Annotated in this window: 22 protein-coding genes; 2 read left to right on the forward strand and 20 right to left on the reverse strand. The window is 46.1% G+C overall.

What is annotated here, in order from left to right; all coding sequences use genetic code 11:
- Positions 1-184: 184 nt before the first annotated feature.
- The gene (locus tag GCU39_RS19910) at positions 185-1165 is read left to right on the forward strand and encodes a M23 family metallopeptidase (protein ID WP_152395104.1); all 981 of its coding nucleotides are present in this window, start codon (positions 185-187) and stop codon (positions 1163-1165) included.
- Positions 1166-1168: 3 nt separating this feature from the next.
- The gene (locus GCU39_RS19915; RefSeq protein ID WP_152395105.1) at positions 1169-1582 is read left to right on the forward strand and encodes a bactofilin family protein; all 414 of its coding nucleotides are present in this window, start codon (positions 1169-1171) and stop codon (positions 1580-1582) included.
- 401 nt (positions 1583-1983) lie between these two features.
- Here the strand turns inward: GCU39_RS19915 and GCU39_RS19920 are convergent, their stop codons facing one another.
- The 20 genes from GCU39_RS19920 to GCU39_RS20015 all read right to left on the reverse strand — a co-directional run bounded on the left by GCU39_RS19920 (position 1984) and on the right by GCU39_RS20015 (position 25713).
- Entirely contained in the window at positions 1984-2814 is an 831-nt protein-coding gene (locus GCU39_RS19920; RefSeq protein WP_193726557.1) for an SDR family oxidoreductase, read from the reverse strand.
- Between the two features lie 14 nt (positions 2815-2828).
- Positions 2829-3389 carry a dTDP-4-dehydrorhamnose 3,5-epimerase gene (gene rfbC / locus GCU39_RS19925; protein ID WP_152395107.1) on the reverse strand — a complete coding sequence of 187 codons (561 nt, stop codon included), beginning with the start codon at positions 3387-3389 and terminating at the stop codon, positions 2829-2831.
- 56 nt (positions 3390-3445) lie between these two features.
- A complete protein-coding gene (gene tdh, locus GCU39_RS19930) occupies positions 3446-4549 on the reverse strand; it encodes an L-threonine 3-dehydrogenase (protein ID WP_152395108.1) in 1104 nt (367 codons plus the stop codon).
- 103 nt (positions 4550-4652) lie between these two features.
- Complete coding sequence (locus tag GCU39_RS19935) at positions 4653-6485, reverse strand: glycosyl hydrolase family 28-related protein (RefSeq protein ID WP_152395109.1); 1833 nt, start codon at positions 6483-6485, stop codon at positions 4653-4655.
- Between the two features lie 83 nt (positions 6486-6568).
- Positions 6569-7846 (reverse strand): beta 1-4 rhamnosyltransferase Cps2T, encoded by a 1278-nt coding sequence (cps2T, locus tag GCU39_RS19940; protein ID WP_152395110.1) that lies wholly within the window; start codon positions 7844-7846, stop codon positions 6569-6571.
- The gene (locus tag GCU39_RS19945) at positions 7843-9237 is read right to left on the reverse strand and encodes a glycosyltransferase (protein ID WP_152395111.1); all 1395 of its coding nucleotides are present in this window, start codon (positions 9235-9237) and stop codon (positions 7843-7845) included. The genes cps2T and GCU39_RS19945 overlap by 4 nt, the downstream gene beginning before the upstream one ends.
- Positions 9234-10451: an O-antigen ligase family protein gene (locus tag GCU39_RS19950; protein ID WP_152395112.1), complete on the reverse strand. Its 1218-nt coding sequence runs from the start codon at positions 10449-10451 to the stop codon at positions 9234-9236. Before GCU39_RS19950 ends, GCU39_RS19945 begins: the two co-directional genes overlap by 4 nt.
- A 25-nt stretch (positions 10452-10476) precedes the next feature.
- Positions 10477-11721 (reverse strand): glycosyltransferase, encoded by a 1245-nt coding sequence (locus tag GCU39_RS19955; protein WP_152395113.1) that lies wholly within the window; start codon positions 11719-11721, stop codon positions 10477-10479.
- Positions 11722-12924 carry a polysaccharide deacetylase family protein gene (locus tag GCU39_RS19960; RefSeq protein WP_152395114.1) on the reverse strand — a complete coding sequence of 401 codons (1203 nt, stop codon included), beginning with the start codon at positions 12922-12924 and terminating at the stop codon, positions 11722-11724. It abuts the gene before it with no gap.
- Positions 12914-14035, reverse strand: coding sequence for a GNAT family N-acetyltransferase (locus GCU39_RS19965; RefSeq protein WP_152395115.1), 1122 nt, complete (start codon positions 14033-14035; stop codon positions 12914-12916). The genes GCU39_RS19960 and GCU39_RS19965 overlap by 11 nt, the downstream gene beginning before the upstream one ends.
- A gap of 19 nt (positions 14036-14054) precedes the next feature.
- Positions 14055-15218 carry a GNAT family N-acetyltransferase gene (locus GCU39_RS19970; protein ID WP_152395116.1) on the reverse strand — a complete coding sequence of 388 codons (1164 nt, stop codon included), beginning with the start codon at positions 15216-15218 and terminating at the stop codon, positions 14055-14057.
- Positions 15215-16699: a lipopolysaccharide biosynthesis protein gene (locus tag GCU39_RS19975; RefSeq protein ID WP_152395117.1), complete on the reverse strand. Its 1485-nt coding sequence runs from the start codon at positions 16697-16699 to the stop codon at positions 15215-15217. Before GCU39_RS19975 ends, GCU39_RS19970 begins: the two co-directional genes overlap by 4 nt.
- A complete protein-coding gene (locus GCU39_RS19980) occupies positions 16689-17807 on the reverse strand; it encodes a glycosyltransferase family 4 protein (RefSeq protein WP_152395118.1) in 1119 nt (372 codons plus the stop codon). The genes GCU39_RS19975 and GCU39_RS19980 overlap by 11 nt, the downstream gene beginning before the upstream one ends.
- Positions 17804-19147, reverse strand: coding sequence for a hypothetical protein (locus tag GCU39_RS19985; protein WP_152395119.1), 1344 nt, complete (start codon positions 19145-19147; stop codon positions 17804-17806). Before GCU39_RS19985 ends, GCU39_RS19980 begins: the two co-directional genes overlap by 4 nt.
- A gap of 24 nt (positions 19148-19171) precedes the next feature.
- Positions 19172-21157, reverse strand: coding sequence for a heparinase II/III family protein (locus tag GCU39_RS19990; protein ID WP_152395120.1), 1986 nt, complete (start codon positions 21155-21157; stop codon positions 19172-19174).
- Between the two features lie 6 nt (positions 21158-21163).
- The gene (wecC, locus tag GCU39_RS19995; RefSeq protein ID WP_152395121.1) at positions 21164-22432 is read right to left on the reverse strand and encodes a UDP-N-acetyl-D-mannosamine dehydrogenase; all 1269 of its coding nucleotides are present in this window, start codon (positions 22430-22432) and stop codon (positions 21164-21166) included.
- 27 nt (positions 22433-22459) lie between these two features.
- Complete coding sequence (locus GCU39_RS20000; protein ID WP_227793653.1) at positions 22460-23125, reverse strand: sugar transferase; 666 nt, start codon at positions 23123-23125, stop codon at positions 22460-22462.
- A gap of 19 nt (positions 23126-23144) precedes the next feature.
- A complete protein-coding gene (gene galU, locus GCU39_RS20005) occupies positions 23145-24041 on the reverse strand; it encodes a UTP--glucose-1-phosphate uridylyltransferase GalU (RefSeq protein WP_152395122.1) in 897 nt (298 codons plus the stop codon).
- A 243-nt stretch (positions 24042-24284) separates the two neighbouring features.
- The gene (locus GCU39_RS20010) at positions 24285-24980 is read right to left on the reverse strand and encodes a CpsD/CapB family tyrosine-protein kinase (RefSeq protein ID WP_152395123.1); all 696 of its coding nucleotides are present in this window, start codon (positions 24978-24980) and stop codon (positions 24285-24287) included.
- On the reverse strand, positions 24961-25713 hold the full coding sequence (locus tag GCU39_RS20015; protein WP_152395124.1) for a YveK family protein: 753 nt from the start codon (positions 25711-25713) through the stop codon (positions 24961-24963). The genes GCU39_RS20010 and GCU39_RS20015 overlap by 20 nt, the downstream gene beginning before the upstream one ends.
- Positions 25714-25749: the final 36 nt, after the last annotated feature.

Raw genomic sequence — 25749 nt, forward strand, 5'->3', positions numbered from 1 at the left:
GCTTTCGATCTCGCTATACTTATTTTTAACAACAATTATCGTAACCTATACGCATTCATAACCATCCTTGAACATCATTCGCAATATTTTTTCGGCATGTTTTGGCGGACAACCGAATAGAATCCCATCTATAGCAGTCTATTCCAATCGAATCGGTGCTTTTGTTCCGGTAGAAAGGAGAATCATGAAGAAACGATGGTTTACTAGCAAGATGACGCTGCTCGTGATTCGTGACGCGGATCAATCGGTCAGACAAATCGAAGTACCAATGTTGCTAGTCATCTCCGTTCCTCTCATTACTGCTGTGTCCCTAACTAGTTTTGTCCTCGGACTTGAAATGCGCTCTTCATCTCAGATTGAAGGGCTGCAAGGAAAAATATCCGCCAATGCCACAGCAAGCGCAAATACCATTGAGCAGAAAGACCACGCCATTACCTCTCTTCAGAACGAAGTCATTGAACTGTCCTCAGATGCGCAAATGATGAAAGAAGGAATCGAACGGATCCATAAGATGGAGAAGACGCTGCAAGGTCTGATCCGCAAATACGGCAAGACGGAGTCCACGAACGATTCAAGTGTTACCCCTCTCCCATGGGATGCGACAGAGGATGTCGGCGGTGAATATTTCCCAGTCAGTAATGAAGAGATTCTTCGACTCGCGCAGGATACGGCCATTGATCTGGAGCAAATGGAAACGGTCATTCAGGTCATGCAGCAGAACGTCTCGAAGACGGTTGAGCGGGTCCAGGATGTATTTCAGAACACGCCAACGGGTTGGCCAACGACATCTCATCGCTTGACCTCGAATTTCGGTTACCGCCGTGATCCGATGACAGGCAGAGCTGCATATCATGCCGGTGTCGATATTGCGGGGAAAGTGGGAGATCCTGTCTTCGCCGCCGCCGATGGGAAGGTCATTACGACTGGGTCCGACAATTCTCGCGGGAAGTATATTGTGATTGAGCACGCGAAAGGCTACGACACCTGGTATATGCATTTAAGTCGGATTGAGGTCGATGAAGGGGATGTTGTTGTCAAAGGGGATCGCATCGGGCGACTCGGCAATACGGGACGAAGCACGGGCCCCCATCTCCATTTCCAAATTGCAAGGGAAGACCAGCTTATTGATCCACTGCCTTTCATTACGAAACCGAAGGAGGAATAATACATGATGCGGCGACAGAAGAAACTACGTCTAACCGATACGTTAATCGGACAAGGAACGACAATGGATGGACATTTGACATGCCAGACGAACTTGCGAATCGAAGGACATTTTCAAGGGGAGATTGAAGTCAGCGGTACGGTGACCATCGGGGAACAAGGCGTTGCAACGGCGAACATTCAAGCCAGAGAACTGATTATTGCGGGCAAAGTCTTTGGTGATGTGACGACGAAGGGGAAATTAATCATTACTAGCAAAGGCCAATTCCATGGGAATTACCAAGGCTCTTCGATTATTATTCATGAGGGCGGCATCTTCCGTGGCGAGAGTCTAATGGAGAAGCTAGAGCCTCGGTCCATCGTTCAAGATTCAGAATTGCCTGCGATTACGAAGAAGAACAAGAAGCAGGCAGGCTAGAGGAAGTTCTCCGACGGCTGAGGCTGGTTGGGCAAGACCTCCTTGGTTCCCACCATAAATGATCGTAAAGGAGGTCTTGATTTACTTCAGGACAGGGGGACTCTGATGATTCACAAAATTTACGAACTGCTCTTGAATCTGAGAAAGAGAATAACAAGCCTCGCAGCAACCGAGCGGTACACCAACACGATAATATCCTGTTGTAAACACAATGCGCTGTCGCTGTACACTTTGCCTCGTATTGCATACCAAACAATAGATGGATTCCGTATGAGTCATCTTCACTCAACCCCCAATGAGCAGACTTGCAAATGATACTTACGATATTTTAATGTTACAATATGTATCGTATCAACGTTACAACATTTCTCGCAAATTGTCAATTCATACAGTATTAAATTTCATGCATTTCGGTTCACCCAGTCGACTAATGCTTCATGCCAATGACGCATCGGTGGAATTCCCGTTCGCGTCAGCGCTGCGGGATCTAATACAACCCGTTCTGGGCATCTGGCACGGTGCGTCGTACGTTGGGAAGAACGACTAGGCCATTCGAGCGCAGGGGTAAGCGCCCCAACGGCTTCTCTGAACTCTTGTATGGAACAGGAACCGCTATTCGTCACATGATAGAGACCGGAGCAATGCAGCTCTAGCAACCTCTCAACACTACGAATTAAATCTGGCACATAGGTTGGGCAACCAATCACGGAGGGGTCGACTTGCCATACCGATGAGCGGGACGAGCTTGCTGCACTGTGGATCTCTTCCTCTACAGGACGAGTTCCGAACAGCCAAGCGGTTCGAACGATTAATGATTGCGGTTGGATCGCCTGGACGAACCGGTCGCCAGCGACTTTGGATGCTCCGTACGTATGGACCGGCAATGGATATGCCGTCTCCTCATAAGATTGATCTGGCGTCCCTTGGAAGACTTGATCCGTGCTGAAATGAACCAGCTGCGCACCAACCGCTCTAGCAGCTAGTGCAACATGCCGTGCGCCGTACGCATTGATGCGATAGGCCTCCTCCGGCTCCTCCTCTGCAAGATCGATATTCGTGAAGCCTGCTGTATTCATCATGAGTTCCGGCTGATACGCCTCGCATACTTTCATGACGGACCCTGCGTCTTTCACATCAAGCTCTTGTCTGGTAAGGGCAAGGACTTCCGTGTGAGGTGCCCACGCCTCACGGATGGCTGAGCCTAACCTGCCCTGTCCCCCGATAATTAACACCCTTCCCCGAGAGCTCATCCTGCTTCGCCCTCGAGTACGAGCTGCGCATCCGCTAAGAATGGATGCTGTTCGTCTTTGGGCGACAACAGTGGGTGGTCCGTCGGCCATGGAATGGCTAGCGCAGGATCATCCCAACGAATGCCCCGATCATGTGCAGGCGCATAGAACTGATCCACCTTGTAGCTAACTTCAGTGTTCGGAACAATCGTACAGAAGCCATGGGCGAAGCCTTGAGGGACGAGCAGTTGGCGTTTATTCGCTGCGCTCAGTACATATCCAACCCATTGTCCGAAGGTCGGCGAGCCTGGACGAATATCGACAGCTACATCATAAATCGCACCTGTCAACACGCGCACCAGCTTCGTCTGCGCCTTGGGGGAGAGCTGATAGTGGAGGCCTCGCAGGGTCCCCGCAGGTTCTGACAAGGAATGATTATCCTGCACGAAGTGATAAGGAAGCCCGGCCGCTGCGTACTTCTCCTCGTGGTAACTCTCCATGAAGAACCCCCTTGCATCGCCGAAGACATCCGGTTCAATCAATACGACACCTTCTAACTTGGTCGGAATAACTCGCAAGCGTTCAACCTCCTCCGTGATATTACATGTAGAACTTATCGCGACTTTCACTTCAACTAAATCGATAAGCTGACCTGCAATGCAGCATCTGTACTGTTATATGCGAGGTCTCCCGGCTTTGATGCCCCGTGAAGGAAAACAACTTTGCCGCAGCGCCCTTCGCGCATGAGTTCGAAAGCTTCTTCATACCGGTCCAGTGTGAACGTATGTGTAACGAGCTGGTCTAGCGGCAGGATGCCGCGATCCAATAGCCCTTTCATCTGATACCATGTCTCATACATGCGGCGGCCTGTAATGCCTTCCACACGAATGCCCTTGAAGATGATCTGCCCCATATCCAGCGGCACATCCTGCGTTGGAATGCCGAGTAGCGAGACGCGTGCTCCGTTCGCCGCTCCCTCGAAGCCCTCGCGAATCGCATCTGGATGGCCTGACATCTCAAGCACGACCTCCGCGCCTTCACTGTTCGTATGCTCGCGAATCGCCTGCGACAACTTCACCTCTCCGCTATGTATCAAGACATCCGCGCCCATACGGTGTGCCATGTCCAAGCGATACGGATTAATATCTGCCGCGATGACCTGCGCTGCACCGCATGCTCTCGCTACGGCAATCGACATCAGTCCGATTAATCCTGCGCCAATGATGGCAACCGACTTGCCGACAATATCGCCCGACAGCACCGTCTGCACAGCATTCCCAAGCGGGTCCTGAAGACAAGCAATCTCGAATGGCATATCCGGCCGGTTGTGGATCACGTTGCTGGCTCTCACGACGGCATACTCCGCGAAGCATCCCGGCGCCGTAATGCCGAAGCTCAATGTGTTCAGGCATACATGCGATCTTCCCGTCCGGCACGGCTTGCATATTCCGCACACCATATGTCCTTCTGCAGAGACGTGGTCGCCAATCTTCACATGGGAGACCCTGCTGCCGACCTCTTCCACAACCCCAGCGAACTCGTGCCCGAAGACATGCCCCGTCACCACGGACTTCTCTGCCCACGCATCCCAGTTATAGATGTGCATATCCGTTCCACAGATGGAGCTCGCTACGACACGTACGAGCACCTCGTCCGGGCCGATCACCGGCACGGGTACCTCCTTCAGCACTGCGCCGGGCCCCCGGTGTTCTTTGACTAAGCCGATCATTGTTCTCATGTGTATTCCCTGCCTTTGTATTTTGTTATTCTTACAAAACAAATAGAACTGATCTTAAGCTCCATAACACAGCTCTGTAATCAGTTCTTTATCGATTATTTCTTTATGGCGTAACGTTAATAATATTTCCCGTATAATCTCTCCAGTTTGTTCCATCGTAATAAACAGGTTTTTTCTTTACTGTATCATAGTACGTATCGCCTTCAACTGGTGTCTTCGACACTTCCGTACTTCTTTTTAAATTAATGAACTTATCCTTTAAGACAACTTCCGTATATTTACCATTAGAATTGCTCGGTTTACTCCGATAGAACAATCTACCTGTCAGCGTTTGATAATTAAAGAAGCCTGCATTGTAATCGGTCGATGGAAACCCCGAAGTACTGTTCTCATCGATAATTGTTGGCGTGAGCAGGGTTTTTTCGTAGCCCTTATAATACAATGCTAATTTCTTAGCATTATACCAAACGGACCCAGAATCTATCGTTGACATGACCCCGTTATTAATATCTCCTTGCAGCTGCGACATTCTAAGCATTGGGATACGTTCCGCTAACTGTCTTCCCACCCAGGCCATGTCCGCTTCTATATGGTCGTCTACAGGTAAATTGCTTGGATTGACATTCCCTTGAATATAATGATGACCTTGTACGACCGAAATTGCTTTTATACTGTATTTTCTACCTATTTTGGTATCCAAAAAGATATTACCGCAAACAATTGTGAAGTCTGCACCAAATAGATTAATGCCGCATGTCTGGTCATGGCTAGTTGCAGGGTTTAGATCGAGGATATTCCAGTTTTGAATTCGATTATTCGTAAGGATGATGTTAGAACATCTGGATTCTGGATAACCTACTCCATTTACCGTAGCTATCCCTGATGTTGGAACGTTCTCGATGGAGTTGCCACTGACAACAATATCTTTCGAAGAATAGATATTAATAGCCCCAAAGCTATATTCCTTCATAGACGCCGCACTTATGCTATTACCCTCCACAACACATTGTCGAACTCCCCATAGTTCTATACCATCATATCGATTATTAATGCATATATTACTTACAATCGTTATATCATAGGTTTCATATTGTTTGGAGGAAAATGCTGTTATTCCCTCTTGGCCATTACCAATTACGATATTCCCTATCGCTATATTGCTGAAGCACTGACGTTCTACTGGATCTGTAATGCCTATATTGGCATCGAACAAAATCCCTTGACCACCACAGTTTTCAATATGATTATTTGCTATTTTGCAATATTTTGATGACGAAACATTAATTCCTGCATTATTGCCTGGCCCAACATTATTAAATAAAACTTTATTCTTAATCCGGTTCCCATCGACAAGAATGGTCGAGCAATCATTCAAATAGATGATCCGTTCCGTTGTGTTGAGTGTATCCTCAATATAATTATTGACTATCATCCCATCCGAGCATTGATAGAGGTACCATAATCCGGAATTTCCACTCACCATAAGATTATGAATTATAAAGTCTGTACATGAGTATAAATTGATACTTATTCTCCCAACAAGGTTAGCGATTTCAAAAGAGGATGCATTCGTTGCATTAATCACCGTATCGGCACTTGCTGCCGTATTTGATTGTAATACCGCACCGATATCACCTACGAGCCTTACATTGGACAGCATATTAATTGTACTCGCATTATAATTTCCTGGTGGAAGTACAACCGTCCCTCCAACAGCCGATGCTGTGTTAATCGCCGCCTGAATAGCCTTTGTATCATCGTTACTACCATTAGCCAATGCTCCGTACGATTGAGGATAAAATTCATTTGTTGGAGGTGGATCTGAAGCAGCCGAAATAGACACTTTACCAGCATTTATACCGCTAGTTTCATTAGAAGTACGATTACGGAATATGAATTGCATAACTTGCTTTAGCTTATCCTTTAATCCTGCCATAAAGCCTAACCTCCTTATCTGTCCTACACATATAGTCTATTTGATAATCATAGTATTCAGATAAGTGGTTATCGGTTATAGTCTTATATTGATTTATATGATTTTAATCCAGTCATTGTTACATCATGCTGCCGACTTTCCGAGAGTGCCATAGTATCATTCTGTTCCCAACTTGATATTTGATCGAGTTGGACGGCATCGTCTTGCATAAATAATGATTCATACTTTTTGACAATTTTCTCCCACGAATATTCGTTGTATATCCTTTCTTTTGCTAAATATTCAAGCTGCGCCACCATATCTACCGTATACCGCTCAACATGATGAACCAGAGTAGTCAGTGAACCTTGCTCTTTGGTAAAGTAAACAGCCCCATCCTCACCCACTTCTCGATTAAAGATAACATTCAACAGTAAGTTAATCTTCGTAGATGCTAGCGCCTCCAGCAAAGACGGATTTGTTCCTCCAACTTCGTGTCCATGAATGTAACCATAAGCAAGCTCCCGGATCTTCTTAAGCAACGCTTGATCATACACGGTACCGACAAACTTAATTCGATCATCTTGTTCAAAATTTGTTTTAATACGCAGCTCTTCATAAAATTTGTTATGCTCAACATTCGTAATAATTACAAGATTCTTTTTCGACTTTGACTTCATAAATTCGGCGATCATGAATTCATAATTATTCTCAGGAACAAACCGACCAATGATTAGATAATAATCATTGGGCCAAATTTGATATCGATCCATCCACTGAACGAGATTCGCATCATGATTCGCTATATCCGATCGTTCAACATCTGCCCCATAGGCAATAAATGTAGTAGTAGGATGATATTGCGCATAATCTTTATGAATATATTGCTCGATGCCTTTGGAATCGCAAACGAGAAGATCGGCATGTTTTACCATTAGTCGTTCTGATAATTTCCAATATTGTTTAATCCATCTGTTCCACTTTCCTCTTTTCCACTCATGACCATCTGGATTTACATATACCTGAACTCCCATGGCCATCAATTGCTTTTTATAGGCATAAAAAAAAGGCCCTATTCGACAGGCCAAGATATATATTACGCTATTATACAATTGATGCTTCTTAATATATTGAATACATGCCCGCAAGCTCAAAATGTCATATAATACCGCTCTAGCACTCCCTATAGATGGGACCTTTATACGGAAGCACCTCGCTTGTTGATATTGGAACTCCCCACCCTCATCCGAAAGGCACGCTACATGATATTGAATGTCTTGATTTTGTCTTCTTTCTGTCAACCGATCCACAAATGTCTCAAATCCACCATACTTTGCAGGGATACCCTTTGATCCAATGATAAATACATGCTGCTTCTTCATTTAACAACACCAACCTCCAAACCAGTATAGCCCTTCATTAATTGTTCAACATGTTCATACATCGAAAATCGCAAATCCATACAGACGAGATTTTGATTAATCTCTCTCAGAATCTCCCTTGAGTGAATTACTTCCCGTAGTCGGTTGGTTAGTTCATAAATATCCGGAAGCACAATAAGTCCGTTTATCCGATTTTGAATCAAATCTTTACATCCTACCTGATCTGTGACAAGCACGGGGACACCAAACGACATCGCTTCAAGCCCAATAAACCCGAACGTTTCTTTCCATATACTAGGAACAACAACAATATCGACCTGATCAAAGATCTGTTGCAATTCGTGATATTGATAACGACCATGAAAAATGTATCGGGACGAATCATACGTATCCGCATCATCCGATGAATCCCCGTATACATGAAGGATCCAATTCATTTCCCCTTGTAACCTCAGCTGCTCTAAACTCTGATGCAATAAAAAAAAGCCCTTGTAGCGATCTACCGGGCCTAAATAGGCAATGCGTAAAGGCTTATCTGTATGTTCGAAGTATCTTATACAACGTCGGTCCTGAATATCACGGTGCTGGATTGGAATAACCTGACCATTCCATTCCCCATACTTTTTATACTCTTGCTCCGCAATTGTGCTATTAAAATGAAACCAATCAATTAACTTGAGCATCCCCAAGTAGTACATGCGAAGATTAACATATTGCGCTGCTTGATGTCGATTAAAACTCCTAGTTGGATCTGACATTCTGCCATTCGCAGCCTTATCGGAATGCATTCTTTTTTTGATTTTCTTGCGTATTGCTTTTATTCCTTCGCTATTCTTAAAGAACCTATACACTTTCGACTGCATCAAATAAATCATAGTCATACTATAAGCTTCTTGATTACAACTTACACATCCAATGCCATGCAGATAATTATCACACAAATTCCCCGTTGCATCGATTAAATTAACACGAGGGCAAATACCATAATAATCATGCGATGTAAACACTACACGAATATTCAAAGCTCTAGCTGCTTCAATTAACTCTCTGTGTATTCCCATCAAAGTATGGAGATGAATCACATCGGGATTAATGTCTTGTAAAAATGATAAGTATACCTCTAACTGAACGGGTTTAATCCATAAAGCGGGATGTTTAACCCCACCAAGAAGAGATACGGGTAATGGATTAATGATTTCAAACACTTGAATACCTTGATGGTTCTTCTCTTCTCGTATCGTAGTATTTCTTCTTATTATATAACGGCCGGGATACAACAAATAGACTTGATGCTCTTTCTCAAGCTGTGTTCTCATGAGGTCATAACTATACTTTGTCAAACCTCCTGTACGAAAGGGGGGCAATCCTAAAGAAACATGTAAAATTCTCATGATTGTATCTCCGATATATTAGACTTTTTCATAGGCTCAAGCGATGGAGTGTGGCTAAAATTAAACTGCAATAAATCTTGCCGCATAAACACCTTATTAGCAATCAATCCATAAATGATCCAATTCATAGGATTCGTAAAATAACCTCCTGCAACCTGATAGCTTACGATAAAAATAAACAATGACCACTTCAGCATTCGCTCATCTTTATTCGTTCTCCAGAGGACGATAAAATGAAAAGCAAGAAGCAATACCATCATCGTCATCCCGCCTTCGGCCACGGCATACATAAATGAATTGGAAATGACCTCGACAAGTCCAACATTCGCATAAGCATTCTGAATCACAGGTGTATTTAAATTGCCAAATCCAATGCCAACAAAGTTAGAGTTTAGTAGCATCTGCTCCATCACACGAAAACTCGTATTAAACCGGTACACAACCGAACCATCGTTGCCGCTCACAATATCATTCAAACGCAAGTATAAGTTACTATTGCTAAAAATGATTATGAGCGTGGTAGCTACACTAGCAACGATAACTATGATGAACATTAATGCTCTTTGGATCGTAATGCTCTCTCTTAAGTAACAATAATACATGACCGTCATTGCAAGACCTAAACTTAGCATGCCTCCCATTCCAGCTGACAGCATCACTATGACAAAATTTATAACGATGAAAGATATACTTAACAGGTTTTTCTTATAATCTTTCTCTCGCAACACAAAGTACATTAGCATCATAATAACGATACATACATGAAAAGAGGCTTCACTCGGCTCAAAATACAGTAATGAAAAACGTTGTGTTTGATAAATGTTTACATTATCGTCCAAACGCCACAATAAGCTCGTTTTCATCACGAGCCCTAACGCCAATAATCCCATATACATCATCGAAATATAATCCAAGATTCTCTTTAACCTTATTTGCGGCAGCAGCAGTTCTCTCACACGCAAGAACAGAAAAATATTTAAATATATTTTAGCGATATTAACCATCATTCTCTGGATCTCAATATGATCATTTAGGAGCATTTGAAGCAGTGCATACAAAATAATCATATAGATATATCCGGCTGCAGTTAATGTTACTTTTCTTTGCTTCAAGATATCTATTCCGATTAACAGAAGGCTCACAAGATAAAAGAGATCTAAGTTAGGTGAAATAACCTGATGCAGCACGTATATCAAAGCAATTATCATTTCCATACTCTTACATCCCTTTTTCTTAGATTTATTTCGTTAATGTATTGATTTTCTTATCCATAAACGCCATCATCTGCATCGCCTGGGACTGTCTTGAAAATCTGCTGCGTTCCGAAAAATCATATTCTCTCTGCATGATTCTTGCTAACCCTTCTGCAATCTCTTCTTTTCGATGCGGTACGCATTCCCCGTAGTGGTCCTGAACGAGCTGAATCAATTCCCGATCTTCCGTCACAGCAATAATCGGCTTGCAAGCGGCTATATATTCAAAAGTTTTACCCGGAATAGCATAATCACTGCCTTGAACATGGGTCAGAATAACAGCGATGTCCGAACGCTTGAGCAGTTCCACCGCTTTTTCGTGCGCTACACTGCCCACGATGTCAATGGTTAATCCGGAACCTGAAAGTTCAACACTATGTATATCCTCTGCTGCTTGATCATCAAGCAGCCCTACGATTTGGAGGGTAATCTGGATCCCTGTCTGATGCTGAAAGCATTTAAGCCCTTCGATAAACGCTCGAATGTTACGTCCCTTATAGATCGAACCGATGTGTGCAAAAGTTAAATGCTCCACGGAGGGTTCGATAGGACGGTAAGCACAGGCGCTGAAATAATTCTCATCGTAACCATTACGAATCAGTCGAATATCCAGATGCCGATAGTCTTGCTGATAGTAATCTAAGATCCCTTGGGATACCGCTACAACGCCGTCAGCGAGCGCTGCAAGTTTCTGCTCTGCACGCCGATATGTCAATCTTGGCTGTCCTCCTCCGATGTTATGATTAATAATGTCTCGAATCTCTATGATGGCAGGGATGTCAGGCCGCTTCCGCTTAATGTAGTCCAGAATGTAGAGCCCGTATACTTCAGGTATGGTCACGAACACAGCCGCTACTTCCATACTGCGCAGCATGTCATCCAGTTGTTCGAATAAATCTTGATTCAATTGATTGAATTTATGTTGGCTGTACTTGTAATTGCGCCAAGAAGATATGACCCATTTCTGTCGCAGTAACTGTTCCGTACGAGCTCGCCACCACGATTTCTTCGGCTTCACTGCTCCATTCATCGTCTGGGTGAACATACTCTCCGCCGTCTGATAGGTATAGTTCACACCTGCGTATTTACTCGCAGATACAGCATATTTGCGATCGCTTAAGCACACGAGCTCATAATGTTCTCGGAAATAACGCATCAAGCCGGCAAACCTAACCGAAGCTACCACTGGCTGCCCTTCTATGTAATCTGAAATGATGATGACCTTCTTCATCTAGACTCCACCTTTTAAGATTGTGTACTCCCCTTGCAGCACAGGCACAGTAACAACCCCGGCCACGACATCGATCGCATGCAGATTTGGGAGGAGAATTCGACAAGGCTGCACCTCTTCGAACTTCAGCGTAATCTCTTGGCCTGTATACTTCGTGTCATGATCGAATATGAATCGATCCTCTTCTAACAGGACAACCTGCACATGATCTCGCACGTTCACGTAATTCGCGAGCTCCGTCCCCGTACAGTACCATACCTTTTTATCTTCTAAATAATGAAAGATCCCCACAAGACTCGTACAGTCATCAAATATATTCGGACTTTGTCTCTGGCCATCATCCCGAGCGGGTGCAATATGTTCTTGTATACTAATGACTAGACGATGCTCTAACAGATAATCAATTTCCCGCAGCTTCCAACGAACGATGGGCTTCCGTAATAGACGCTTGGCAATCCCTTTGACCGACATATCTGCTTGATATACCCCCCGCAGTAGTCCACCATCCAACGTGGATGGAATATCAATGACGCCCTGACTTGCGAATCGCTTCACATCATAATTCGTGAGCGGATTCTTATCTAGTCCACTGATCGGATCACCGTGTTCGCTCCCGCGATTCCAGTACCGGCACCACCATGTGAAGCCCGCCTGATTAATACTCTCGTCGGAATGTTCATTGCTCATATAACCGCAATACTTGCCGCCTTGAGGTCGCTCACCGATGGCATCTTCATAGATGGCAATCCCTTCTCCAATCCGCTCAACCGCCTCTTCTACACTTCTAAAGAGCTCCCACTCTTGGATGAAATCTGTAGCGCGAGAGCCAACCTTGCCATGAGTCGTTCCATGATATGCAATTTCGAATCGAGGATGATGATGGATGGACTGAAAAAAGTCCTTGCTTGCTTCATCCGCATTGATCGGCAGCGATACCTGCTTGAACAGGGGACGATCCATCATCCCGACGCGCACGCCAACAGGCACGAAGAAGGTGACTTTCACATCAGGGAAATGCACTAATAATCGCTCCTGCAGAAAACGAAACGAGGACCGGTCTTCATCTCTGAAGTAACCCCAGTCCTCGCCCCAATCAACCTGACCATTATTATTGGTATCGACCCACGTATTCGCCAGATCATCAATCATGAATAATACTGGCGATTCAGCATCGTTATACCATTTACACTTGTCAATGTGCATATCCCTTTCTCCTCACCGTATGAATAGCCTTTCGAACCCTTGCCATAAAACGAATGATTTTCACCTTGTTTTTGGATAAATTCCACATCGTAAACGAGTAGTTCACCTTAAACTGATCCGTCCACTTGAACTTCCATGGGTAGCTTCCAGCTCCGTAATCGATTTGGTGCCCTATCCCATGCTCGAAGATATATTGGATCATCTCCAGCATTAATACATCCGATAAACTGTGAAAATAAGAGTACTTCGGCGAATATCCCGTGTTCCATCCATAGAGCGTTCCGCGGTGCAAGTAGCAAATGCGATAGATAATAATCTCACCCGCTTCATCCTCGAGGATAAACGTTACAACTTGCTTGTTTCCCTCGAAGTAACGCTTGAAAAACTCTTCATTATGGCAATCATCAAAGATGCTTCTTCGCTCCATCCTTCCTTTCTGCGTCCGGAGGTACTCTTTTTCTAACTTATGAACCTCAGATACACGCTGGTAGAGCTCCTTATTATCATCTCCATAGTATACTTTCAACTTGTAATTCACTTCTTTACGGAACTTCTCATTTGTCTTCCTTGCTCTCGGGTAGACGCCCTCTTGAGCGAAATGCTGAAAGCTATCGAACCCCCCGAGCTTAAGGACTGGACAAGATGTCAGGTACCCGACTTGCGGGTTATATTTATCATGTCGAAACAGATAATATAGCAGCTGCGTTCCATTAGATAAATGGGTTAATTCGCATTTATCCCAAGCGTCCTTATGATCTTCAATTGCCGCAAAGATAGCTTTATAAACTTTCAGTTCAGACGACTCATTGGTCTTTTCCGAGATGAACGTCAGGTAATCGCCCTTACCTAGGAAGCAAAGTACGTCGTATGACATGCCTTTTTTCTCAAGATGCCGAATCATAAGCGGTGCGATGCCAACAACCCTGTTATCGCGATATATGCAAATCACGAACAGCTTCTTATCGCCAACCTTCTTATAGACCTGCCACCAAGCATAATTGTATTGAAAGGTGCTGTAATAGGTTGAATCCGGGTCTTGTTGCTCCAGCCGTTCCCAATCTTCCTGCAGTTGACGGAAGCCTTCATCGTCCGTAATAATTTTCGTATCCATGCTCAGTTCTTAGCCCCTTTTAAAAAATGATTTCCTGTACTTCCATGATATGCTGACTAGAGACAGGCAGTCCGCTTGCCCCATAGATCACACTCGCCCATAAGCCTCTCATCTTGGAGAATAACCGATAGAACTTCACTCGGTGCTTCGACATGTTCCACATTTTAAAGGAATAGTTCACTTTAAAATGACGTGTCCACTTAAACTTCCAAGCATAACTACCTGCACCGAAATCAATTTGATCGCCTAACTTCTGATCGAACACATATTGCAACGTCTCCAGCATCAGTACATTGGAGAGACTATGAAAATACGAATATTTCGGTGCATACCCGGCATTCCAATCATACAGCGTTCCATTATGCAAATAATTGATGCTATAGATAATAACCTCACCTGCCTCATCTTCCAGCAGGAACACTATGACTTCCTTATTTCTACTGAACATTTGCTTCAGAAAGTCTTCATTTTGCCTGTTCTCAAATAAGCTCTGCCGTTCTGTTCTTCCCTTCTGCGTCTGCATGAATTGCTGCTGCTGTCTATGAATGGTCGCTACCCGCTCATAGACCTCCTCGTTCGCATTTCCAACAAACGCTCTGAACGTATAGCCGACTTCCTTGCGAAACTTATCTCGCGTTTTCTTTAGTTTTCGATACTCTGAAGTTGTGGTGAACTGTTCGAACGTTCCGTATTCGAGCATCTGGATCACCGGACAGGCGGTTAAATATTTGACATGCTCATTGTACTGATCATGCCGCAACAAATAGTATAGAAGCTGTGTGTCTTGAGCCAAATGCGTAAGCTCGACTTTATCCCATTTGGCAGCATGTTCGTCAATGACACGGAACATAGCTTTCATAATCTTCAATTTCGAATCCCTTTCAGGATCGACCAAGAACGTGAAATAGTCCCCTTTTCCAATAAAGCATAAAGTGTCGCACTCCAGCAGCCTTGACCCTGAACGGCGAATCATAAGCGGGGCAATGCCTACCAGTTTGTTATCCTCATAACAGCAAATGATGAACAGTTCGCGCCGCGCGTCCCCACCAAACGTCTCCCACCAAGAATAATTAAACTGAAACGTACTATAATAGGACGTATTAAGATCAATCCGCTCCAATCGTTCCCAATCCTCTTGAATACGTTTAAACCCTTCCGCATCAGTAATGATTGTCGTATTCATGATTTCGCCTGTACTCCTTTATACGATAGTTTTCTTACCTTTCGAAGGATGACTTGCTGCAGGACATTCATAAGCTCATCTCGAGATATAAAACTACAGAATAGACTAACAAGGACAAATACGATACATAAGACCCCATTCAATAACAGTTCGAGTAGCAGCGATGGCCACATTTGCATGACTACAACATGGATTCCATAGATCGGAACAAAAACTACCAAATACTTATAAGGCTCCCACAGGCTTAATCGCAGTGGATAATACTTTGAACCGAAACGATAAAACAGGAGATTCGAAATCACGTAAGCAATGACCGTCGATAGCGCGGAACCATAGATCCCCATCCAGGGGATAAGAAGCATGTTACACAAAATATTGACTAGCGCAGCAATGACCGTAATGGCAGAGTTAAGCCGCATTTTATTCGCAATATGCAGCCCCAGAGAGTAAAATGCGATCGCTCCTGACAAGAAATAAGAGAGAGCAATAATGGGGATGACATAATTGGCATCGCGGTATTCTTCTGTTGCAACCAAGCTGACACCAATATTGGCGAACAACGATAATCCAAGCACGCATAACCAGCCTACGAAATTATAGAGTCGGAACATCTTCCCAATCCGTTCTTGTCCATTCTCTTCGTTGTAGACCTTATACTTAAATGGCGTGAATACCGAAGTGAATGGATTAATAAAAAACGGATTGATCAACATGCCGATTTTGTAACCAATCGAATACACGGCGACAGAAGACAAGTTCATAAACCCACGGATGAGAAATCGGTCACTTAAAGACAGGACCCATGCCGATATATCACCTAGCATCAGACCTGTCCCATAACTCAGCATCTTCCGAAGCTGATCTTGCTTCCATCTTAGCTTGAAGCTCTTCAGATGGATCAGGAACAGCACGATGAACACCGCTAAATTGCTGAATAGCTGTGCCTGAAGAATCCCGATGATGCCCATATCGAGCACTAGGAAAAAATACAGCGCGAGCAACAATGTCGTGACGATCGTCGCTATCTGTACCGCACTCGATTTCAAAGCTTGAAATTGCATAGCGTAGTAACTCGAATAGATTAAATTCAGACAGACAAGAACCGAGCTCATAATGACAAAAGGTAGGAATAAGTTCGATCCTGGTATCGAATCGAACAGCATCGGATAAATAAACGGATTAACCAGCCAAATGATCAAGACGCAGATGCTTCCCCATAGTAACGAGAAAGTTAATGCCGTGTTGCGTAGTTCCTGCCGATTCTCATACTCATTAAAGAATCGTACCATTCCCGAGAATACGCCGAGCGTTATGCCGAGCATGAGCAGCTGTTGGACACTCATAATTAAGTCAAATTGTCCATATTGCTCTTGCGTTAGATTGTTCGTATAGAGCGGGATAAGAACCAGATTCACCGATTGCGTGAATAGAGATGAGAAGAAATAGACAACGCCATTCGAGATCATCTTTTTATTGTCCATGCATGTCGGTGACCGCGATGTTTCTCGGTTTTCCTTTTCCGGCAACCCTTGTATACACCGCAATGAGTTCGTCGGCGTAATCCTGATTTCCGCAATGCGTTAACTGATCTTTCCATTGCGAATAGCGCTCGATGAGATCCAGCACTTTCATCGTCAGGTCCGAAACGGATCGGGACTCATACAGAATCGTACCCGCTGGTCTCGCACAGACGTCGCTTGCAATGGAAGGAACACGATAATGCAATGCTTCTGCGATCGTCACGCCATAACCATCCGTCACGGTAGGACGAATAAAGATATCGCTCACCTTCAGAATCGGATAGAACTCGGTATCGACCACTTCATAGAATTGAATCCGTGACGTGAGCTGGTAACTCTTGATTCGCTCTTTCAGTTGGTCATAATAACTTCGTTCTTCATGCGATTGCCCTGCTACCCCCATTACCGCAAATAGGAGCTTCACCCCTACCCCCCGCTGATGCAAAGCATGTACGACTTCAATCAGGAGATCGATTCCGTAGAGATCTTCACCTTGATGGAATCGAACATACCCATTTGCACTGACCACGATATCCTTACTCTCCATGAACTGATAGACGTGAGCGGGGATTGCCCTCGTATCCTCATCGCGCTCTACGGGATGGATATATGCAGGTAGTGTCATGACACGTTCCGGATGGAAACCGAGCTCCAGCAGCATGTGGGTCGTTGCCTCGTTCACGCAGATGATGGCATCGATTGACCGTAGACTCCGAAGCAGCATCTTTCGCTTCATCGGGCCTGATTGCTGGAGTTGAACCGCTAGACTCTCGCCATGAACGGTGAGGATTATTTTCTTGCCGAACAGCTTATAACACCCAAGCGCGATTCGCAGCCTCACATCAATCGTATGGAAATGAAAAAGATCCCCCGTCAAGAAAGGGATCTGGAGCATAAAGCGCTTGAAACTCTTCATCGGCTGCACATGCTGCAGCGGAACATCGATTTTCGATTCATTATAAATGGTATAAGAGATCCCCCGTTGCTCCAAAATGCCTGCTAGCCTCCGAAGATGAATCGAAATGCCGCCCAGTGGAGGCGGAATGGGACCAATTAGGTTAACTTTCATCCCCCACCCCTCGCCGTTCCAATGCACACATCAACGAATTTTAACTTGCCGGCAGGCGTCCTTGGAATTCGCTCTACCTTCTGTATCGATATGTTCATAGCATCCGTTAGTAGTTCAACCAATTTACGTGTCAGCAGCTGCATTTCTTCCATCACGACTTCCTCTGGGAGCACCGATTCGACGATCACATCAATCTCGTCGTACTGACGCTGGACGAATTGGCAAGCCGTAATTGTCTTGAAACCCCTCACCATGATGGCGAGCAATGCAGAGGAGACCATATCTCCATTCGGTTTGTACATAATTTCGGATACACGGCCATCAATCGAAGGTATGGAAGGAAATAAGTAACTCGGCTGATCCGCCGGGTGACTGAACTCCGGTATGGTATCAGATAGTTCATAACGAATGAACGGGGTGACATGATTGATAAAAGACGTTCCAATAATCCCGCCCGTCCCCGGATTACGCTCGACATAGCCGTATAACGGCAAAAAATGATAAGCGGATCGTTCAACGCGGCCCGCCATAATGACCCGTTCCGATTGACCATAATGGACATGCAGCTTAGCTCCTGGAAATACGTGCCGAATCGCTTGCTCCTGGTGGTCGTGGAACATTTCCGAAGCCACGAGTATCGCGTCAGGCCGATAGTTATGATTCAATCCTGACTCCGAGAGCAGCTTCGCGAATAGACTCAATGAGGAAGGATACCCATGTAGATAACGATAACCAGAGTCCAGAATCAATTTCATCATCCGGTGGATATTCTGCGCTGTTAATCGCGATACATTCAGACGAATCACGCGATGGAAGCGATCAACCACATATTCTTGATCTCCTTCGACAATCCCGCGCAACTCGATCCGCCCCTCACCCGGCTCATAACCAACGTCAGACCACAGGAAGCATGTGGCTGCCCACTCCCGTTGCTCCAAGGCCCGATTATAGTACAGCGTTAACGATGTCCCCGTTGTACCGCTCGTCGCACCGGTCGATAACTTTCGAATATCGAATTGCTTCGATACAAGAGACTGACCTCCTTCGCGTACCATCATTTTGTTGATGACAGGAATACGTTGCAAATCCGACTCATTCTTCAGTTCGGAAGGGTGGAATCCGTGTTCATCATATAAATGGCGATAGAAATCAGTGTTCTCGTACGCGTATTTCACGGTTTCGGTCAGCGCATTCCATTGTGCTTCGCGAATTTGCTCCGCTGTCATCTCTTTCATCTGCTCAAATTTGTTCCGCCATTGATAAAATTCCTGTCCAATATTGACATAACGGTATGGTGCATAAGCTAATATTCTCTTTGCTATCTTTTTGGCTATACTCACAGATTATCGCCCCTTCAATCCACTTCATCCCCAACGTATAATCGTACGTAGCATTGCTTCCTTCCCTTTGACCCGCAACAGCCGGCTAGGTACTTGCATCCCATACCGACGCGAGACCCCTTGATCTTGAAGCTCGATCGACTCCGCACCATCGAACAGCACCACGAACGCTTGACCACAAATCCGCAGCCGGATTTCTTCATCACACCGCTCTACTTCGGCCTCCGGTGATAACATATAAGAGGCTACGAGATGTGGCATAGATCGTCCTGCGTCCTCGGTCTGTTCGAACGTATCCACGATTTCGAGCTCGGCCTCACGTAAGAAGAATGCTCTCCGGTGGATAACGCCGCATTTCTGCACATACCCCTGGTGGCTCCCGGCGAAATAGTCCGTTCGGAAGTCTTCGCAGCGCGCGAAGCTCTGCTCGCGCATCAGGAATAGATTGCGCTCATCGAAGTCATTCTGCTCATATCCGTCTGCTTGTACGGTATTATGCACCTTCGTGCTGCGGAACACATTACGAATGCGGTAATCCGCCGTGTAGACATAGGAACCTGGATCCACAATAAGATTTTGGCCTGCGACATGCAGCACGAAACTTAATTGATCATTATGACTGTGCGCTCCATGTCCATGGAACGACAGATCGCCGCAGCGAATCAGGCAATAATCATTTGAATTTCGGAGCACATAATATCCGCCATCAGGGAATGATACAGATTGGAGCGGAACTCTTGCCTCATCATTTGACTTCACACCGCCTGCGATCCACATCGCGTCTTCTTGTTCGAATCGGCCCGCATCACGGAAATCATCTCGATCGAAGAACTCTCCTGCGACAGCGAGCAGATGGCGAAAATCATCCCGAACCCAGCTGCCGTAACGCGATACGATCAGCAGTCTGCCATCATCCGCATCGCCGATTAGCGGCGTCAGGCCATCCGGCTTCATGATCTGGTACATAAAATCATGCATTTTCGCAAGTCTTGCCTCGTATTCCTTCGTGAACGTGACGCCGTTGCGCGCGCACCAGATCGTCGGGATCAGGAACAGCTCCGCGACTAATCGATGATAGGAGGTCGAAGCCTCATAGTTCGATCCGTCGGGATTCACTTGCACGAACATTTCCCGCTCCATTTCGCGGCACCCGTATTCGAGCCAATTCCGAGGATGATTCCAGCTGGACTCCTTGGTGTCGAACACGAAATCTCCGAAATATAGCCCAAGCGCTACCAGTCCAGCCAGATTCGATAGATAGTGATTCCCGGTATGCTCCCCTTCATTCTCGAGATTCGTCATAATGAACAATCCATGTCGATAGAGCGAGGCGTTCAGCTGATTCCAGAATGATTCGCTCAACAGCGGACTATCTTGGAAAAAATACACCGCTGCGATCCAATTCACCGCCCGGATGGCCACATCCATCGTACATGTCCAATTAACGCTCATCTCGACCGGGTTCTGACGAATCCAATCCTCGATCTCCGCTTGGAACTCGAGCGTATACGTCTCATCCTGCGTCAACCAATAGGCCTTGCCTAACGTAAAAAAATGCTGACATCGTGACAGTTCCCAAGGGATCTTCACGTCTGCAGCATTGTCCAAATCAACAATCTTCAAATGTTTGTAGAACGAAGACGGGAACCGATATCCCGCCTTAAAATCCTCGTGCCACGGCAGCGATGCGCCTATGTACCGCTCCCCTGAACCTAGCAAATCAAACCGATGGGCACAAATTCGATCGGCATCATGAATAATTTCCACTTCACGTCCCGAATGTCTAAGAAACTTCACATAACGCTCTCGATCCTGTGGATCGAATAGAAATCGACTCGTGCTTCGGAATGCACGAAATGCCTCTGGCTGAAGCGTCAATGGGGCCCATTGAATCCGATACCGCCGATAGACGTGCTTTGTCTCCCGAGCAGCCTTGCCAGCGATCATCTTCACTGCCGCTTGAATCGGCATTCCCCTTAGCTTCCGCACCTTCTGCATCAAGGTGGACATGTCTACTCACACCCCAACCTTGATCCGGGACTGGTCCGTGAAGAACCCTCTCGTATCGATGACTATCTTCTCTTGCAATAGATCCCGGTCAATCCCTTGGAAGGCTTCATGATTCACGAGCAGCACCACGATATCCGATTTACGGATCGCTTCTTCCGTACCCGTCAGGCGGATATGCTCCGATGACAGTGATGCCGGCAGTGCCTGAATATGCGGTTCTACAACATGAATCGTTCCAAGCTCCATTCGCGAGAGATGCTGTACGATGGCCAAGGAAGGGCTCTCACGCAGATCATCGATATTTGCTTTAAAAGAAAGACCTAGACAAGCAATCACAGGAGATTTCAGTCTCTTTGCCCGCTCGGCAATTTTCTCGATCACATACCCAGGCTTATAATCATTTACAATCCTCGCCGTATGAATCAATCTGGCCTGCTCTGGCGCAGCATCGACGAGGAACCACGGGTCGACAGCGATACAGTGACCGCCGACACCCGGACCCGGCTGAAGGATATTGACCCTTGGGTGATGATTGGCGAGCCGAATCATCTCCCAGACATTAATATCGAGTTGATCACAGATCAGCGACAGCTCGTTGGCGAACGCGATATTCACATCGCGGAACGAATTCTCGGTCAACTTCGCCATTTCGGCCGTGCGCGCATTCGTCTCCAGAATTTTGCCGCTCACGAATTGCCTGTAGAACAAGACGGCTCGATTCGTCGATGGTCCGTCTACCCCGCCGATGATCCGATCGTTTTCGACCAATTCGCGCAGGATTTGCCCCGGCATCACCCGTTCCGGACAATGCGCAACATAGATTCGCTGCTGGATGGCATGCATGGCTTCCGATATGTTCAGATCGGTTCTAGCTTCCAGAATCCATTCCGTGATCTTCTCCGTTGTTCCGATCGGGCTCGTCGATTCCAAAATGACGATATTCCCTGGTCGCAGATACGGCACAATGGATTGAACCGCTTGTTCCACATAGGACAGATCCGGCTTTTGATGATCTTGAAAAGGAGTCGGTACCGCTAGGATGAAGACATCCGCCTCCGCCGGCTTTGTCGACACTTGCAGCTGACCGCTCTGTACTGCCGCTTTCACCATAATATCAAGGTCCGGCTCATAGATATGAACCTCACCTTGGCTGATCCGATCAACCGCATGCTGATTCACGTCAACGCCATGGACATGGAGCCCTTTAATCGCCAGCAGACTCGCCGTCGGAAGCCCAATATAACCTAACCCAACTACACATACCTTCTCTACCATAGGAGACCCTACCCTTATGTATAATTTTTAGAAAGCATCTTTCGTTCCAACCAATACGCGTACCGTTTTGAGGAGAATCAAGAGATCGAAGAGAATGGATTGTTTGCGAATATATTGAAGATCCAGTTCTACCATCTCTTTGAACCCGAGCTGATTCCGGCCGCTAACCTGCCAAAGACCCGTACATCCAGGGATGACGGTTAGTCGCTGCAGATCATAAGAGGTGTATTCATTCACTTCACGGGGGAGCGGCGGCCTAGGACCAACCAGACTCATTTCCCCTCGAATGACATTGAATAACTGCGGCAGCTCATCCAGACTCGTTCGGCGAATAATGCGCCCAATCGGCGTCACCCGCGGATCGTTCTTCATTTTGAACATCGCGCCTTGAATTTCATTCTTATGGAGTAGATCCTGCTGCCTCGCTTCCGCATCCCGTACCATGGATCGGAATTTATACATCTCGAATGGCTTCCCGTCCTTACCGATCCGAATCTGTCTGTAGATCCCAGGCGCTCCGGGCTCTTCGATCTTTATCAGAATCCAGAGAAATAACAGTAACGGCGAAATGACAACACATGCGATACAAGAAATTACGACATCGATAACCCGCTTCATCATGACAAAAAACAGATTGCTCGCCTGCTTATGTACTTGTAATTGAACTTCATAATCCCCCTGCCGTTGCGGCAAACTCACGACTATTCACCCCTCAATGTACTCTTCCTTGCTTCTCGGCCTGCAGCATCCGGTCCAGTTCTCTTAACAGATCTAACCTGAGCTCCTGCTCACGCAGCGCAAAATCCACTGTGGTCAGAATAAAGCCCAGCTTCTCACCCACATCAAATCGTTCCCCGATAAATTCATAGGCGATCGCCCCTTGCAGCAATTGAAGCTGTCCAATCGCATCTGTCAATTGAATTTCGCCTCCGTAGCCAATCTCTTGGCGATCGAGGAACGTAAAAATCTCCGGCGTGAGGACATATCTGCCCATAATCGCCAGATTCGATGGTGCTTCGCCTACTGCCGGCTTCTCTACCACCCTCTGAATGGAATAAGTCCGTCCGCTCGCGTCCAGCACATGCAATGGATCGATGATGCCGTAACGATGCGTCTGCTCGTATGGAACCGGACCTACGCCTAACACCGACCGTCCGTACATCTCATACTGTTCGATCAGTTGACCGATACAAGGCTTCTCCGATCGGACAATATCGTCTCCAAGCAGGACAGCGAAAGGCTCGTTCCCTATGAAATTTCGTGCACACCACACGGCATGACCTAACCCCTTCGCTTCCTTCTGCCGGATATAATGAATCTCCACTTTCGAGGATCGCTGCACCTGTTCGAGCAAATCCAGCTTCCCTTTTTCGAGCAGATTATTCTCGAGCTCATATGCGTAATCGAAATGGTCTTCAATCGCTCGTTTCCCCTTGCCGGTCACAATAATAATGTCTTCGATGCCGGAGGCAATGGCTTCTTCAACGATATACTGAATCGTTGGCTTATCGACGATCGGAAGCATTTCCTTCGGCATGGCTTTTGTCGCAGGTAAAAATCTCGTCCCGAGCCCTGCAGCTGGTATAATCGCTTTTCTCACTCTGCTCATTTCACGTTTCCCCCACTTACCATGTTCTTCATACGTATCAACCACCACATAACTCGTAGATCGACACATGAGCTATAGGGTCCGTAACCCCATAACTCATACTTCCATCACGAAGTATGATAACGGGCATTTAACCCGGCCTCACACCACACCACCGACGATGAACGTCTAAGGTACTTGCGTACCCACAGCATGACCGAGTGCCTACCGTGATAGAGGTGCAGTAGACATGACCTTGGGCGTTCATTCATTGTGTTGCAGGCCATAATAGTAGTAAGGATTCGCCTCGGACTTATGGAACTTCTTATTGTTCAGAACGACACCCAAGAGATGTGCTTGAACGTGCAGCAGCTTCTCTTTAGCCTTCACAATATGCTCCCGTTTCGCTTTACCTGCCATCACGACGAGAATGACACCATCGCTGACCGTCGAGATGACCAGTCCGTCAGCTACGGCCATCACGGGCGCCGTATCAATCAGGATCAGATCATATTCTACTTTCACCTGCTCAATCAGCTCGGTGAACTTCTCTGATGAGAGCAGCTCTGCCGGGTTCGGAGGAATCGGTCCTGAAGGGATGATCGAGAGATTCTCGATCGACGTCAGGCGCACCGTCTCATGATATGGGCATTGGTTCGCTAATATGTTCGAAAGTCCCAATTTGTTCGTCATGTTGAACATGGCATACAATGAGGGATGCCTTAAATCCCCGTCGATGAGCAGTACCTTCTTCCCTTCCTGCGCATAAGCCACGGCTAGATTGCTGATTGTTGTCGTCTTTCCTTCGCCGGCTAACGTCGAAGTGACAGCGAGCACACGCAGCTCATGCTTCCAGCTCGAGAATTGAATATTCGTACGCAGTCCCCGATAAGCTTCTGCGATCGGTGATCTTCGATTGATGTCCATGATTAATTTGGCTTCATTGGCTGATCGTCGCATATTGCTGCTCCCCCACTTTGCTCTTCGCTTTGACACGCGCTCTCGATCGGAGATCACGCTTGCTCATTCGTCCAACCGTTCCTAAGGTTGGCATATCTAGATAACGCTCGACATCATAGTCGGTCTTGATCGTATCGTCTAAATATTCCTTCAGGAGAACAATCCCTACGGCGATCAATAATGAAGCAACAAAAGCAATGACAATATTGAGTTTAATAAGCGGACTCACTGGCGCTGGGTCTGTCTGAGGCTGTGCGGTGTCGAGAATGGAGATATTATCAATTTTCATGATCTTGGGAATCTCTTCTTTGAATACCTGTGCAACAGCGTTCACGATGTTCATTGCTTGCGCATACGAGTTATCACGGATGGTGAGCGTAATAATCTGCGAGTTCTGGGTCGTAATCACTTTCAGCCGATCTCTTAAATCTTGTGCCGACACTTTCAGTTCGGCATGTTTGATGACGACCTGATCCATGATTTTGCCGGAGCTCAGAATCTCTTTATAGGAGTTAATCAGCATAATGTTCGAATTAATCTCGTTAATATCGAGAGAGGGTTTGCCTTCTGCGTCCAGATTGGACTTGTTCACAATTAGGGTGCTGGATGCCTCATAGGCCGGTTTCATCCCGTATATGCTGTATACGCCTGCCGCTGTCGTGCAGATGACGACCGTCAATAGCAGGAACCATACTCTTTTCCATAACATACGTATCAATAATTTCAGTTCCATGATTCATCCCTCCGCCTTGGCTAGATTTCATCCCTA

The sequence above is a fragment of the Paenibacillus guangzhouensis genome (assembly GCF_009363075.1).
Taxonomy (GTDB): Bacteria; Bacillota; Bacilli; order Paenibacillales; family Paenibacillaceae; genus Paenibacillus_K; species Paenibacillus_K guangzhouensis.

Coding starts and splice junctions, on each gene's coding strand:
- GCU39_RS20015 (WP_152395124.1), bottom strand. CDS start 25,713: ATGGAACTGAAATTATTGATACGTATGTTATGGAAAAGAGTATGGTTC.
- GCU39_RS19970 (WP_152395116.1), bottom strand. CDS start 15,218: ATGAATACGACAATCATTACTGATGCGGAAGGGTTTAAACGTATTCAA.
- GCU39_RS19990 (WP_152395120.1), bottom strand. CDS start 21,157: ATGTCCACCTTGATGCAGAAGGTGCGGAAGCTAAGGGGAATGCCGATT.
- galU (WP_152395122.1), bottom strand. CDS start 24,041: ATGAGCAGAGTGAGAAAAGCGATTATACCAGCTGCAGGGCTCGGGACG.
- GCU39_RS19965 (WP_152395115.1), bottom strand. CDS start 14,035: ATGGATACGAAAATTATTACGGACGATGAAGGCTTCCGTCAACTGCAG.
- GCU39_RS19980 (WP_152395118.1), bottom strand. CDS start 17,807: ATGAAAGTTAACCTAATTGGTCCCATTCCGCCTCCACTGGGCGGCATT.
- GCU39_RS20010 (WP_152395123.1), bottom strand. CDS start 24,980: ATGCGACGATCAGCCAATGAAGCCAAATTAATCATGGACATCAATCGA.
- GCU39_RS19950 (WP_152395112.1), bottom strand. CDS start 10,451: ATGGAAATGATAATTGCTTTGATATACGTGCTGCATCAGGTTATTTCA.
- GCU39_RS19960 (WP_152395114.1), bottom strand. CDS start 12,924: ATGCACATTGACAAGTGTAAATGGTATAACGATGCTGAATCGCCAGTA.
- wecC (WP_152395121.1), bottom strand. CDS start 22,432: ATGGTAGAGAAGGTATGTGTAGTTGGGTTAGGTTATATTGGGCTTCCG.
- GCU39_RS19910 (WP_152395104.1), top strand. CDS start 185: ATGAAGAAACGATGGTTTACTAGCAAGATGACGCTGCTCGTGATTCGT.
- GCU39_RS19945 (WP_152395111.1), bottom strand. CDS start 9,237: ATGAGAATTTTACATGTTTCTTTAGGATTGCCCCCCTTTCGTACAGGA.
- GCU39_RS19975 (WP_152395117.1), bottom strand. CDS start 16,699: ATGGACAATAAAAAGATGATCTCGAATGGCGTTGTCTATTTCTTCTCA.
- tdh (WP_152395108.1), bottom strand. CDS start 4,549: ATGAGAACAATGATCGGCTTAGTCAAAGAACACCGGGGGCCCGGCGCA.
- GCU39_RS19915 (WP_152395105.1), top strand. CDS start 1,169: ATGATGCGGCGACAGAAGAAACTACGTCTAACCGATACGTTAATCGGA.
- GCU39_RS19955 (WP_152395113.1), bottom strand. CDS start 11,721: ATGAAGAAGGTCATCATCATTTCAGATTACATAGAAGGGCAGCCAGTG.
- cps2T (WP_152395110.1), bottom strand. CDS start 7,846: ATGAAGAAGCAGCATGTATTTATCATTGGATCAAAGGGTATCCCTGCA.
- GCU39_RS19935 (WP_152395109.1), bottom strand. CDS start 6,485: ATGGCAGGATTAAAGGATAAGCTAAAGCAAGTTATGCAATTCATATTC.